The 13,890-nt window shown below is 51.9% G+C and carries 13 protein-coding genes; 7 read left to right on the forward strand and 6 right to left on the reverse strand.

Annotation, left to right across the window (positions count from 1 at the left end):
* The first annotated feature begins 97 nt into the window (after nt 1–97).
* Complete coding sequence (locus AB8881_07230) at nt 98–1,714, forward strand: penicillin-binding protein activator (protein XDZ62345.1); 1,617 nt, start codon at nt 98–100, stop codon at nt 1,712–1,714.
* Between the two features lie 89 nt (nt 1,715–1,803).
* Here the strand turns inward: AB8881_07230 and hemW are convergent, their stop codons facing one another.
* Genes hemW through rph form a run of 3 tightly spaced genes read right to left on the reverse strand, consistent with a single transcriptional unit; the run spans nt 1,804 to nt 4,395 of the window.
* Complete coding sequence (gene hemW, locus AB8881_07235; protein XDZ62346.1) at nt 1,804–3,015, reverse strand: radical SAM family heme chaperone HemW; 1,212 nt, start codon at nt 3,013–3,015, stop codon at nt 1,804–1,806.
* The gene (rdgB, locus tag AB8881_07240) at nt 3,005–3,625 is read right to left on the reverse strand and encodes an RdgB/HAM1 family non-canonical purine NTP pyrophosphatase (protein XDZ62347.1); all 621 of its coding nucleotides are present in this window, start codon (nt 3,623–3,625) and stop codon (nt 3,005–3,007) included. Before rdgB ends, hemW begins: the two co-directional genes overlap by 11 nt.
* Before the next feature lie 41 nt (nt 3,626–3,666).
* Nucleotides 3,667–4,395 carry a ribonuclease PH gene (gene rph / locus AB8881_07245; protein ID XDZ62348.1) on the reverse strand — a complete coding sequence of 243 codons (729 nt, stop codon included), beginning with the start codon at nt 4,393–4,395 and terminating at the stop codon, nt 3,667–3,669.
* A 131-nt stretch (nt 4,396–4,526) separates the two neighbouring features.
* Here rph and hrcA point away from each other — a divergent pair, with 131 nt between their 5' ends.
* Nucleotides 4,527–5,585, forward strand: coding sequence for a heat-inducible transcriptional repressor HrcA (gene hrcA / locus AB8881_07250; protein XDZ62349.1), 1,059 nt, complete (start codon nt 4,527–4,529; stop codon nt 5,583–5,585).
* A gap of 57 nt (nt 5,586–5,642) precedes the next feature.
* Here hrcA and AB8881_07255 read toward each other — a convergent pair whose 3' ends face one another.
* Both AB8881_07255 and AB8881_07260 read right to left on the reverse strand, forming a co-directional pair.
* Nucleotides 5,643–6,101, reverse strand: a complete 459-nt coding sequence (locus tag AB8881_07255) for a hypothetical protein (protein XDZ62350.1) — start codon at nt 6,099–6,101, stop codon at nt 5,643–5,645.
* Between the two features lie 253 nt (nt 6,102–6,354).
* Nucleotides 6,355–7,023, reverse strand: coding sequence for a hypothetical protein (locus AB8881_07260; protein ID XDZ62351.1), 669 nt, complete (start codon nt 7,021–7,023; stop codon nt 6,355–6,357).
* Nucleotides 7,024–7,363: 340 nt separating this feature from the next.
* Here AB8881_07260 and grpE point away from each other — a divergent pair, with 340 nt between their 5' ends.
* From grpE to nth, 5 genes are all read left to right on the forward strand, one after another.
* Nucleotides 7,364–8,128, forward strand: a complete 765-nt coding sequence (gene grpE / locus AB8881_07265) for a nucleotide exchange factor GrpE (protein ID XDZ62352.1) — start codon at nt 7,364–7,366, stop codon at nt 8,126–8,128.
* 328 nt (nt 8,129–8,456) lie between these two features.
* Complete coding sequence (gene dnaK, locus AB8881_07270; GenBank protein ID XDZ62353.1) at nt 8,457–10,367, forward strand: molecular chaperone DnaK; 1,911 nt, start codon at nt 8,457–8,459, stop codon at nt 10,365–10,367.
* Nucleotides 10,368–10,438: 71 nt separating this feature from the next.
* Nucleotides 10,439–11,539, forward strand: coding sequence for a molecular chaperone DnaJ (gene dnaJ / locus AB8881_07275; protein XDZ62354.1), 1,101 nt, complete (start codon nt 10,439–10,441; stop codon nt 11,537–11,539).
* A gap of 146 nt (nt 11,540–11,685) precedes the next feature.
* Nucleotides 11,686–12,486: a 4-hydroxy-tetrahydrodipicolinate reductase gene (dapB, locus tag AB8881_07280; GenBank protein XDZ62355.1), complete on the forward strand. Its 801-nt coding sequence runs from the start codon at nt 11,686–11,688 to the stop codon at nt 12,484–12,486.
* 14 nt (nt 12,487–12,500) lie between these two features.
* Nucleotides 12,501–13,133, forward strand: coding sequence for an endonuclease III (gene nth / locus AB8881_07285; GenBank protein ID XDZ62356.1), 633 nt, complete (start codon nt 12,501–12,503; stop codon nt 13,131–13,133).
* 10 nt (nt 13,134–13,143) lie between these two features.
* On the opposite strand, the gene AB8881_07290 is transcribed toward nth, so the two are convergent.
* Nucleotides 13,144–13,767 (reverse strand): hypothetical protein, encoded by a 624-nt coding sequence (locus AB8881_07290; protein XDZ62357.1) that lies wholly within the window; start codon nt 13,765–13,767, stop codon nt 13,144–13,146.
* Nucleotides 13,768–13,890: the final 123 nt, after the last annotated feature.

Here is a 13,890-nt window from a genome sequence, read left to right on the forward strand (position 1 = left end):
ATTCGAAATAATGATAAAGCCGGAAAAAGGCGGCATGATAAATCACGCGCAAAAATGCTGCCCAAAAATTGTCAAAATTTGATAGGATTATCGGGGCATGAAAAATCTGTTTGACCGAATATGTGATCATCACTGCGTAAAGTTTTTGCCGCAATGCCGGATCAATGTCAGCCGGTCATATCGAGAGGCAGTAAACCTAGCCGCAACCCTAGCAAACTTAATTGCCGCCGGCATGGTCGTGATTGGGCTGGTGGCGTGTCAACCGGCAACATTACCCTCTAATAAGCCACTTTTGGCCAATGTGGCCGCGCCAGCGCCGTCATCAAAAATCGGCAAAAATACGGCCGGCTCCTCATCTTTGGAACAGCCAGCGCCGCTATCAGAAACGACCCAAACCCAGCCGGATAACCTGTCAGAAATGCCAAAACAGGATGATGCAACTGAGATGGCCGCCGCATGGGCTTTGATGGATACGATTATCTGGGAATTTCAGGGAAAAAATGAAAAAGCGCCGGTCATTGAAACCCCCATACCGGTTGGCAAGGATCCGTCACTGGGTGATGATGCGCTAGAGGCAGCTTTTGCATTGCTGTCAAGCCGGGTGAAACCGTTGACATATGAGCCAGTTTTTGAGATGCCGCCAAAGGCTGATGGGGTCATTCGGGTTGGGCTTTTGGTGCCGCTTAGCGGAGAATATACGGCTCTTGGTGCCGAAATTCGTCAAAGCGTCGAGATGGCATTATTCAAGATCAATAATCCTAAAATTGAGGTTTTGTTCCTTGATACGAAAGCTGGTGAAGCGGCTGGCAATGCGGCGATGACCGGCATCGAAAATGATGTGGATATTTTCATCGGCCCATTATTTACCGAAGCCGTTAAACAGGCCCGTGTGGTAATCGATCAGGTCAATGATGCGGCCAGTCGACCGCCAATGCTGTTGCTTTCAAACAATGTCGATGTGGCGGGCAAGGATCGTTGGTTGCTTGGCTATCTTCCCGAGCAACAGCTTGATGGGCTGCTTGGGCACGCGGTCAGTGCGGGTAAACGGCGGTTTGCTTTGATTGGTCAAAACTCACTTTTTGGCCAGCGTCTGCTTAACCATGCCAGCCAGCGTCTTGCTGACTTTGGATTAAAGCCTGAAGCGGTGCGTGTATTAAGTGATGGTGAGCTTGCCGATGAAACAAACCTTAAAAATGCGATCAGGGATTTTACCCGCTATGTGCGGCCGGTTGATGATGCGCCCCTGCCGGATAGCCCGTTTGATGCGGTGATTTTTGCCGGTGATCCGGCGTTTGCATTACGTACAGCGCCGGTTTTGGCCTATTATGATGTTGGGCCGGATCGGGCGCTTTATCTTGGAAATGCGCTGTGGAACCAGCAACAGCTTTTGGGCGAGCCGTCATTACAGGGTGCGCTATTTTCGACGCGGCCAAGCAATCTTGATCTTCGTTTTGATGCTGATTGGAAAGAGATCTGGCCTGAACCTGCGGGTCAGCTCGCCCGTGTCGGTTTCGATGCAATGGCGTTGGTTGCGGCACTGGCTAAATCAGCGGATCGTGATTGGGCGAAACAGCTTGTTACCAATAGTGGCTTTCAAGGCTATAGCGGTGCGTTTCGGCTGCTTCCCAATGGTCGTAATGTCCGTAGTTTTGAATTGCGGAAAATCGACAAGGGTCAATCCAAGATTATTCGCCCGGCACCAAACCGGATTTAAAAACCTGCCGCGTTTTTATGAACCAGATTTTTCCCAGATTTTCCTCCCAGATTTCCCTCCGGTTCTGCATTGGTGTTTTATCAGGGCGTTTAGCAAAGAATCGTCGATAGAATATTATTTAGTCGTAACCGCCCCTCATCGGTTGCGATAAGCTGTGATCCGTCTGGTGATCGGTACAGCCACCCGGCTGCAACTGCCTGTGTTACCCCATCAGCATCAATCCATTCATTCGAGGGCCCACAAAGATTTTCGATCACGCCAAGGTTAATACCGCTGGTCAGGCGGAGCCCCATCATCACCATTTCGCTTGCCCAATCCGCTGGCGTTTCTGCCTGCAGGCTTTCGATGCCATGGCGGTTTTTGGCGACTGCATCTAGCCAGCCTGCCGGACTGCGCCGCGTCATGGTGGCGGTGCGGATGTTGTGGACTTTGGCGGCGTCAAAAAGCGCAAACCGGCCATGCGCGCCTGGCCCAATGCCAAGCCAATCACCAGCTTGCCAATAGGTCAGATTATGCTGGCATTCCTCGCCAGCGGCGGCATGATTGGAAATTTCATAGGCGGGCAATCCGGCAGCTGCGGTCATTTGCTGGGTCATCTCATAAAGATCAGCCGCCCTATCATCGTCAAGCACCATGACTTCGCCGCGCCGCTCTCTTGTGTGAAAGACTGTGCCAGCCTCGATGGTCAGCTGGTAAAGCGACAAATGCCCAAGCTCAAGCCCCAGCGCCCGTGACAGCATTTCTTGCCACTGTTTGGCATTATGATCGGGTAGTGCATAAATCAAATCAATCGAGACCCGGTCAAAGGCGCTGCGAACCTTCTCCAGCGCATAAAGCGCATCTACAGCTGAATGTTCACGACCAAGAAATTGCAGACTGGCATCATCAAGTGATTGAACACCCATTGAAACGCGGTTTACGCCGGCATTTCGGAACCCAAGCATGGCTTCGGCCTCAACCGATGTTGGGTTGGCTTCGGCAGTAATTTCAACATCAGCGGTAAATCCAAAAAGATGATCGGCATGACGGATCAGTCGTTCAACCAGCGTCGGTGGCATTAATGAGGGTGTGCCGCCCCCAAAAAAAAGGCTGGAAAGTGCTGGCCGTATGGGCATCAATGACGCCATATAATCCATTTCGGTACAAAGCGCGTCACCGAAAACCGTGGCGTCCACATGATCGCTGACATGCGAATTGAAATCGCAATATGGACATTTTGCGCGGCAGAAAGGCCAATGAATATAGAGGGCAAAAGGCCGGTTAGCAGGGTTGCTAGCGGGTAATTTTGGCTTAAATTCCATCGGCTTTGCCAAAACAACGGGCCAGCAATTGGGCAAAGGCATCGGCCCGGTGACTCATGGCGTGCTTGGCGTCTGGGTCCATTTCACCAAAACTGATCTGATGGCCGTCAGGCTGGAAAATCGGATCATAACCAAAGCCATGTATGCCGCGTGGCGGAAAGGTAATCTGGCCTTTAACCCTACCCTCGACACAGACCTCATCTCCGTCCGGCCAGACCAGTGCCAGTGCACAGACAAATTCAGCGCCCTGATCACTATTGCCGGTGTTGGTAAGCGCTGTTTCGACGGCGGTCATTGCCAGCGAAAAGTCACGATCTGGCCCGGCCCAACGCGCTGAATAAATCCCCGGCGCCCCGTCAAGCGCGTTGACACAAAGACCGGAATCATCCGCCAGCGCCGGTTGTCCCGCCCGCATGGCTGCAGTGCGTGCCTTTAACAGCGCATTGCCGGTAAAGCTGGTCTCAGTTTCATCCGGCTCGTCAAGGCCAAGGTCAGCCGCCGATAGGATATTGATGCCAAAACCTGCAAACAGCGCCTTAATCTCGCGCATCTTGCCAGCATTATGGGTGGCAATGATAAGCGTGTCTTCAGTGAAAAGGCGATCAGTCATGCGCGGTACTTTCTTCTATCGGCGCCTTTATGGCTTGGTTCCTATAGTCCGGCATCCTGAACCGCGCGGCGTTGCAGTTCAAACAGGCTGTTGCATCCAGATTCCGCCAGATCGAGCATTTCATTCAGGCTTGCGCGTGAGAATGGGTGCTCTTCGCCGGTAGCTTGAATCTCAACCAGTTCACCATCGGCGGTTAAAATGAAATTGGCATCAATTTCGGCGGCGCTATCCTCGTCATAATCGAGATCAAGGACGGCTTGGCCTTTATAGATACCGCATGAAATAGCGGCTACCTGACCGGTTAAGGGCATCGTTGTAATGGCACCGGCGAGCAGTAATCGCTCGCAGGCGATCCGCAGCGCAACCCATGCACCGGTGATTGACGCAGTGCGGGTGCCACCATCTGCCTGTATGACATCACAATCGATTTTGATCTGGCGCTCACCAAGTGCGCTAAGATTGGTTACAGCGCGCAGTGACCGGCCGATTAAACGCTGAATTTCAAGGGTGCGGCCGCCCTGTTTTCCGCGTGCCGCCTCGCGGTCAATGCGGCTATGGGTCGAGCGCGGCAGCATACCGTATTCAGCCGTTACCCAGCCCTTGCCACTATTCCGCAGAAACGGCGGAACACGTTCGTCAATCGACGCAGTGCAAAGCACATGCGTATTGCCAAATTTGGCATAGCATGAGCCTTCCGCATGAAGCGATATGGAAGGTTCCAGAGTAACAGAGCGAAGCGCGTCGATCGCGCGGCCAGAAGGGCGTGACATGATAAAATTCCTATATTGCAGTTCTCAAGCTGGTTAAAGCGATATACCGGTGAAGTAAAGGGATAAGGTAATTTACCAGCCCCCTGTTTCTTCGATTGACCAAATGGCTTGGCCTATCATAAATTTCTACTATGACAGAAGCTAGTATAAAGGGCCTTAAACCGCGCAGCTTGGAAATTTTCCATGAGCTGGTCTCGGCTTATCTGGAAGATGGCTTGCCCGTTGGATCTAGCCGACTGGCAAGATCGGGCAAGTTTGATTTTTCGCCAGCGTCAATCCGCAGCAAGATGAGCGACCTTGAAGATGCCGGTTTGCTATATGCACCGCACACGTCGGCGGGGCGCGTGCCAACCGAAACTGGCCTGCGACTTTTCGTTGACGGGTTGATGGAATTCAATCGTGACATCCCGCCCGAACAGCGCCAGTCAATTGACAGCGAATGTGCAGCGCGCGGTATCAGCCTCAATCAGCTTTTGGATAAAACCAGCAAAACTCTGTCGGGGCTCTCCAATTGTGCCAGCCTCGTGCTTTCGCCCAGTAGCGAGGCTGAATTACAGCATTTTGAATTTGTCCCGATTGGCGTCGATCGCGCGCTTGCGGTTCTGGTTCGCTCTGACGGGCAGGTAGAAAACCGGCTCATTGATTTGCCGGTTGGCCTGCCATCATCGGCAATGACCCGGGCGGCCAATTACATGAATGCAAAGCTGATTAATAACAGCATGGTCCATGCGGCAACATTGATCCGAAGCGAGATCGCCCAGCATAAGGCCGAGCTTGACGAATTAACTACTGCGCTGGTCGAACAGGGGCTTGGGATTTGGTCGGATGGCATTGGCGGTGATGGTGCGGCGCTAATTTTGCGCGGCCAGGCCAATCTTCTTGAAGATATCCAAGCCGTCGATGGGCTTGCCGAGGTTCGGGGGCTATTTGATGCGTTAGAGGCGCGTGAAAATGCGCTTCGTCTGCTTGATGCGACGCGCGATGGTGATGGTGTAAAAATATTTATCGGTGCTGAAAATAATCTATTTGCCAGTACTGGCTGTTCACTGGTGATTGCGCCCTACCGCAACAATGATCGCTCAATTATCGGGGCAATTGGTGTGTTGGGGCCGCGCCACATGAATTATGCGCGGATCATCCCGATGGTTGATTATACCAGCAAAGCGATTGATCGGGTTCTTGGCAGATAGGGATTGGCGCCGATAAAGTTTGGTGTCCTATGGGATCGCGTGTCGCAGGGCGGCTATCTATGATGCGCCACCCAATGTGCCCACCCAGATTTTGATCGTGGTAACATAGGTGATCGCCATACCATAATGCGTTTTTTTATGGCCCTTGGCGATGTCAAAAGAGGTGGGCGCAAGCTTAAATCCAATTGCGCCAATGGCAATGCCGCTCGCGCCTGCCACCATAATGCCGCGCCAGCTTGATAAAAAACTGGGTCGATGAAATGATAAGGGCACGGCGCAATTCGGGCAGAAAAACCGCAAGGATAAATTGCTATGGGCCAGTTTTGGCAGATAAACCGATAATTTGCAGGATTTGCAGCGCCGTTTCACAACCGCGCCACTGATTTTATCCACCGCCTCATCTGGCAGAAAAAATGCCGTCTCGCAACTGTGACATCGGATTGGCATATTCCGATAATTTCGGATCAGTTCCGGCAACACCACAAGTTTATGGCAATGCGGGCAGGTTTGGTCCATTTATTTAATCTCCATCAATGCCAAGGCAACGGCGATTATCGTCCCGATGAAATCATAGGGTGATAATGACTAATAAATCGTTAGCGATAAATTAATCGTCAAAAAGAAAGGGTTTTTCGTAGGTTGCCCGCCATGTCTGATCGCGCCATTTCCAAAAAGGTGATGCTGGCTGGCTTTATTATACGGGAAAGATCGGGGGTACATAGATAGATCGGCTGAGGTGATTAAAGGCGTTCTAAGGCCGCCGTTCCGGTTATTCTTTCTGGGTCGTTTTCTGGGCGGTTTTTTTTGCCGCTGCCTTCTTGGCTGCTGCCTTTTTGGTCGCCGCTTTTTTGGCTGTTGCTCTTTTTTTCACAGGTTTTTTGTTGGCTGGTCGGCTCTCCAGTGCCGCCTGTCGTATATCGTCCGATTTCCCCCCCACGTCCGGCGATGACACGGTTAGCAGACTATAAAGCGAGTCAGATACGGCATGGCGCACCATATGCGGCAGTTCCTTTGCCAAAACAGCCCGCACAGCATCACTGACCTCGGCCATCAAATCCCGACGGAGTTGATCGCTAATCGGTTGTGGATCTGGATCCATGATCTGGCCTTGGGATGATTTGCTAGCCCGATCAATTGCTGCGGCAATCTCGGCCATGGTTGAATTTGATAGAGATGTATCCTCAGCCGATATGCTGCTGCTCTTGCCAATAACAGTGACCCTAGGCGGTGCGGGCTCGCTTGGCAAAATGGCAATAGTGGTACTGGTATCAGGTTTGGTATCAGGTTTGGTGAAGGCGCCGCCTCTTACCTGCTGTTTGGCCATCGCAGGTGGTGCGGTTGATTTAACCACAGCCATCATTGGGTTGCCGTCTTTTATGACCGCTTCGGCTTCGTCACACAGCGCCTCAATTGATTTCCAGATTTGCGCATTTTGCATAATAGGCTTATCCAACCATTCATTGGTCTATTCGGGCTCATCATGATTTCACGCCGTAACGCACCACATACCATACTAAAGACCTAGCATGAACCTAATCTTGAACCTGATCCTGAAGACAGTAATTAATGTCTCATAAGTCAGCAAAAGAAACAACAACTTGTCCGCTAGTGTGAGATTACATGATCAATGAGTGATGGCAGAGGAAAAAGCTGGCACAGGCTTTGGGTAAAGGCGCGCGGCAAAATAACAATTTTTTGACGTTTTACTCTTGGCGAAGCCGTTTTGGATCACTAGATAAGGCTAGCAATCCGCAGATGGATGCAAAAAGGACTTAAAAATGATAGACCAAAAGAATAGCACGGACGGACCCGACAGCGATCCTGACAGCGATCAGACAGCCGGTTCTGGCACCGACGCACCGGCGGCGGCAGATGATCACGGTGCGCAGGCCAGCAACCACTCTGGAAATGCTGCGAGTGATACACCCAGCAGCGATACACCCAGCAACGAAGCGCTGGATGATTTGATTGCTGCCACCGGTGGGCGACCAAACGCTGCCTCGTCGATTGATGAAGATGCTGGTTCACACGACCCGCTATCGGCACTAATGGCTGAACGCGATCAGCTGAAAGACCAGCTGTTACGCGCCTTGGCAGATACTGAAAATATGCGCCGCCGTAGCGAGCGTGAAGCGGCGAATGTCCGCAAATATGGCCATACGCCGTTTGCGCGTGACCTCGTAGGTGCGATTGATAATCTGGCGCGGGTGATTGACTCGGCACCAGATGATCTTGGTCAGGCCGACGAGACGATGAAATCGCTCATCACCGGGATTCAGCTTAGCTGGACTGAATTGCAGTCCGTCATTGAAAAGCATGGGATCAAGCGGGTTGAGCCGCTGAACGAGAAGTTTGACTATAATCTGCATCAGGCAATGTTTGAAGTGCCAACAAATGATCAGCCAAGTGGTGTTGTCCTCGAGGTTGTCCAGCATGGGTATGTTTTACATGACCGGCTGCTACGTCCAGCGATGGTTGGCGTCTCAAAGGCCGGTGATACAGCCGCGCCCAGCGACGGTGAGCCGCAAAAAACAGATGAATAGGGATGGGAAATTTGCCGGATCATCACTTGATCTCAGCATAGGGAATACCGCGTAAATATGACTAAATGGGGGTGGAAACGGTATAGCTGCAACCGCGGTAATACCTAGGTTTGGCAGTTTCTCTTGTCAAACTTACTCCCTCTTGTAACCGAAATAATAAGTCCTATATGGACGATAGTTGAACGGTAGTGACAGAACCGGTGCGTTAAACGCCGGTTACGCCCCCGTAAGGTCTGCTTATGGGAACGAAATGTCTTAAAGGGCCACTCTATCAGCGTCACCTTGAAACAGGTTTGGCAATGAGTGGTCAGGGAAAGGAGCTTTGGATATGGCGAGAGTTATTGGTATTGATTTGGGAACCACAAATTCCTGTGTTGCTGTTATGGACGGATCCGAGCCACGGGTGATCGAAAATGCCGAAGGCGCGAGAACAACGCCGTCAATGGTAGCATTTGCAAATGGTGAACGTCTGGTTGGCCAAGCGGCCAAGCGTCAGGCGGTTACAAATTCTGAAAACACACTTTTTGCGATCAAGCGTCTGATTGGTCGCCGCTTCAAGGACAAATCCACCAAGGCATTTGCCGATCTGGTGCCATTCGAACTGGTTGGCGCCAAAAATGGTGATGCGTGGGTAAAGGTTGAGGGTGAAGAATATTCACCCAGCCAAATCTCCAGCTTTGTTCTTCGCAAACTAAAAGAAGATGCCGAGGCCTATCTTGGTGAAACCGTGACGCAGGCGGTGATCACCGTTCCAGCCTATTTCAATGATGCCCAGCGTCAGGCGACAAAGGATGCTGGCAAAATTGCCGGTCTTGAGGTGTTGCGGATCATCAACGAGCCAACAGCGGCCGCGCTGGCCTATGGCCTTGATCGCAAGGAATCAGGCATTGTTGCCGTTTATGACCTTGGTGGCGGAACCTTTGATGTTTCCATCCTCGAGGTTGGCGATGGCGTGTTCGAGGTCAAATCTACCAATGGTGATACATTCCTTGGTGGTGAAGATTTTGACCATGCGATCATTGAATTTCTGGCTGATTCTTTCAAATCAAGCGACGGTATTGATCTTCGCGGCGACAAGCTGGCTTTGCAGCGGCTTAAAGAAGCAGCTGAAAAAGCCAAGATTGAATTGTCATCTTCAGTACAGACTGATGTAAATCTGCCGTTCATCACCGCTGATGCGACCGGGCCGAAACATCTTAATGTCAAACTGACACGGGCCAAGTTGGAACAGCTGGTTGGCGATCTGATTGCCCGCACGATGGAGCCTTGTAAAGCGGCATTGAAAGATGCTGGCATCAAGGCGTCAGAAATTGATGAAGTGATCATGGTCGGCGGTATGACCCGTATGCCGAAAATCATCGAAAAGGTGAAAGAATTTTTTGGCACCGAACCGCATCGTGGGGTGAACCCTGATGAAGTTGTTGCCTCAGGTGCAGCGATTCAGGCCGGTGTTCTAACCGGTGACGTCAAGGATGTGCTTCTTCTCGACGTGACGCCATTGTCACTTGGTATCGAAACGCTTGGCGGTGTCTTTACCCGGTTGATTGATCGCAACACAACGATCCCGACCAAGAAAAGCCAAGTCTTTTCAACGGCTGATGATAATCAATCTGCGGTTACCATCTCGGTTTGTCAGGGTGAACGCGAAATGGCTGCAGATAACAAGGCGCTTGGCCAGTTCAATCTGGAAGGCATTTCACCTGCCCCGCGCGGTGTGCCGCAAATCGAGGTAACCTTTGATATTGATGCCAATGGTATCGTCAAGGTCAGTGCCAAGGATAAAGCCACTGGCAAAGAGCAGGAAATCCGTATTCAAGCCTCTGGTGGATTGGATGACAGCGAGATCGACCGCATGGTTGCCGAGGCTGAAGCCAATGCCGAAACTGACAAGCAGCGCCGTGCCGAAGTTGAAACCCGCAATCAGGGCGAGGCTTTGGTTCATGGTGCAGAAAAAGCCATTGATGATCTTGGTGACAAGGCGGATCCTCAGGCCAAAGCCGATGTTGAAGCCGGTATCGAGGCGCTTCGCGAAGCCCTTGATGGTGACGATATTGAGGCGATTTCGTCAAAATCGGCTGAATTGTCCAAGGTGATGATGAAGATGGGTGAAGCCGCCTATCAGGCCGAAGCTGAAACCGCAGGCAAAGACGGTGCAAACAACGATGATGGTTCCGTTGTTGATGCCGAATTTGAAGAGGTGGACGCCGATTCAGACGATGGCAAAAAACAAAGCAAATAAGCCAAAATAAATATGAAACCGGAGCTAGATCAGGCTCCGGTTTTTGAATTTTCACGGCAAAAGTGGCAGGCATGAGCAAGCGCGATTACTACGACGTATTAGGTGTTGAAAAAAACGCCGACGATAAGGCAATTAAATCGGCATTTCGTAAACTTGCGATGGCAAACCACCCTGATCGAAATCAGGGTGACGAGGCAGCCGAACAGCGATTCCGCGAAGCCAATGAAGCCTATGATGTTTTAAAAGACCCGCAAAAACGTGCAGCCTATGACCGGATGGGCCATGCAGCCTTTGATCAGGCAGCTGGCGGCGGCGGTTTTGGCGGTGGCGGCTTTTCCGATATTTTTGACCAGATGTTCTCTGAATTTTCTGGCGGCGGTGGGCGGCAACGTGATCAGAGCGGTAATGATTTGCGCTATGATATGTCAATCTCGCTGGAAGATGCCTTTACCGGATTACAGCAAGATATTTCGATTACGATACCGTCTGAATGTGATAGCTGTACCGGCAGTGGTGCAGCAGATGGTAGCAGGCCCAGCACTTGTGGTACTTGTGGTGGTGCGGGGCGCGTTCGGGCGCAACAAGGGTTTTTTGCGGTTGAGAGAACTTGTCCTGCCTGTCAGGGTATGGGTCAGGTAATCTCTGATCCGTGTCGTTCATGTGGCGGCGAAGGCCGTGTCCAGCGGGCCAAAACCTTGGCGGTTTCGATCCCTGCAGGTGTTGATACCGGCACCCGTATCCGCCTATCTGGCAAGGGCGAAGCCGGTCTTAGGGGCGGGCCAGCGGGGGATCTTTATATTTTTGTCAATGTTGATCCACATCCTATTTTTACCCGCGACGGCAGTAACCTGCACGCCCGTATTCCGCTGCCAATGACGACGGCGGCACTTGGCGGCAGTATTGATGTGCCAACGCTCGAAGGGAAAATGGCGCGCCTGACAATCGAGGCTGGAACGCAATCAGGACGGAAATTCCGGATGCGCGGCAAAGGGATGCCTGCTTTGCGCCGCGGTAATCCGGGCGATCAGATCGTCGAGGTTCAGGTCGAAACGCCGACCAACTTGAACAAAAAGCAGAAAGAGCTTCTTGAAGCATTTTCGAATTCGGGCAATACCAGCCCTGAATCCGCCAGCTTTCTTGAGCGGGTAAAACGCATCTGGGCTGATGATTGACGCATCTGAATTCGATTCTGGCGAAACTGAATTGGGGGCTTGCCCAAACGGGGCAGCTATTTATATGCTGGCTGCCAGCGGATGAAGCCGGTTATGATTGGTAACGGCGCAGGCTGCGCGACCATCAGGTATATAAAGGCAGATTAATGATAAGAATTGCAATTCCAGGCGGGGCTGGCCGTATGGGCTCGATGTTAATCCGGGCAATCGCAGCGGCACCAGACCTTGAGCTTGTGGCCGCAAACGACCGGCCTGATAGCCCGTTCATTGGACATGATGCCGGCGAAGTGGCGCAAATTGGGGCTAATGGGGTGATCATTGGCAGTGATCCTGAAACACTGTTTACAACAGCTGATGTGGTGATTGATTTTACCAGCCCTGCTGCCAGCCTGCATCATGCTACGCTTGCCGCGGCGCATGGCTGTGCGATGGTGATCGGTACGACCGGCCTTAGCGCGGATGAAGAGGCCGAATTAAAAGCGACGGCAAAAAACAGCACCATTGTCTATTGTGCCAACACTTCGGTTGGGGTGACGTTGCTGACCCAGCTTGTTGAAGAGGTTGCAGCGAAATTAACCGATGGCTGGGATATCGAAATTTTGGAAACGCACCACCATCACAAAGTGGATGCGCCATCTGGAACGGCGCTGGCGCTTGGCAAGGCGGCGGCAAAGGGACGCGGTGTCGCGCTTGATGATGTTGCTGATATGGTGCGCAAAGGCCAAACCGGTGCGCGCAAACAGGGTGATATTGGTTTTGCCGTATTGCGCGGCGGTGATGTTGCTGGCGAACATTCGGTGATTTTTTATGGCGAGTCTGAGCGTGTAGAGATTTCGCATCGGGCGACCGACCGGGCAATTTTCGCGCGTGGTGCCGTGCGGGCGGCGCGCTTTGCGGTGGCAGCTGCTAATGGATTTTATGATATGACGGATGTGCTGAAAGGCTAATCATGCCGGCAAAGATGAAACTTGATGCCATTGATGCCTGTTTTGAGCGTTTGTCACAGCGTCAGCCAGACCCGCAAACCGAACTTGAATTTACCAATCCCTTTACCCTTCTTGTTGCGGTTGTCCTGTCGGCGCAGGCGACTGATGTTGGGGTGAACAAAGCCACAAAGGGGCTGTTTGCTGCTGCCAGCACACCGGCGGCAATGGTGGCGCTTGGCAGTGATGCTATTCGTCATCATATCCGCACGATTGGCCTGTTTAACACCAAGGCCAAAAATGTTTTTAAACTATCGCAAATTCTGCTCGATCAGCATGATGGTCAGGTGCCGCAAGATCGCGACGCGCTTGAGGCGCTGCCCGGCGTTGGCCGAAAAACCGCAAATGTTGTTCTGAACGAGGCCTTTGGTGAGCCGACAATTGCTGTTGATACGCATATTTTCCGTTTCGGAAATCGCACTGGAATGGCGCCGGGCAAAACGCCTGACGCGGTTGAAAAGGAATTGCTGCGCCGGGTACCAGATCGGTGGAAAAAGGGTGCACATCACTGGATGATTTTGCATGGGCGCTATGTCTGCAAGGCCCGAAAGCCTGATTGTGCCGATTGTGTGATTGCTGATTTATGCCTGTTTAAGCCCAAGACAAAATAGCGTGGCTAATTTACGATCTGGCAGCAAGCCTCTGATGCAAACGGTCAATCGCGGTCAGGCATTTAGGTTCATTTAACCGATCACCGATAACGGCACCGCGCATATCCCAGTCTTTGATAATCTTTTGCTGGGTGTCACCGCTGGTTGGATAGAAAAAGAAATCAACGACACATGAGGTAAAGCGATATTGCCAGATTTCAATCGAGCCTTCTTGCCGAATCATCGCCGCATCGCCGAGACCCTCTAGCAGGTTTGGCGCGGCTAACCCGATCATATTTTCCGGCTGAAAAGCTGGTTTGATGGGGGCGGCCTCTGCCGGGGCGGCAGTAATGTTGTTAACTGCGAGATCAATCGCGTTTTGGGCACCCGTTATTTCACCCCCTGCTGTATCATTGCCAGCTGTATCATTTCGGGTCATCGCACTAGACGTCTGCTCAGCAGTTGCAGATGGCGCGGTTGCCGGTGAAGTAATGGTGATTGTTGGTTTTTTAATGCTGGGCGTATCTGTTCCCTGCTTGGCTACAGCATTATCTTCAGCCTGCGGGGATGATGGTGTTACCACTGACGGGGCGATCGGTTGGCAGGCCGCAATAAACGCGGCAAATCCGACAAGATAAAGATGTGATCGACGCATTTATCCGCACCCGCGTTGCAACGTTATTGGCTTTCGGTCTAACGGAAAACGCGCATCATTGCACTAACTCTTTTCGGTTTCGCGTGCCATTGGCCTTGTCCTTTAGGGGCGTCCGGCCTAATG

This window comes from Alphaproteobacteria bacterium LSUCC0396 (assembly GCA_041228345.1).
In the GTDB taxonomy this organism is placed as follows: Bacteria; Pseudomonadota; Alphaproteobacteria; order Puniceispirillales; family Puniceispirillaceae; genus UBA3439.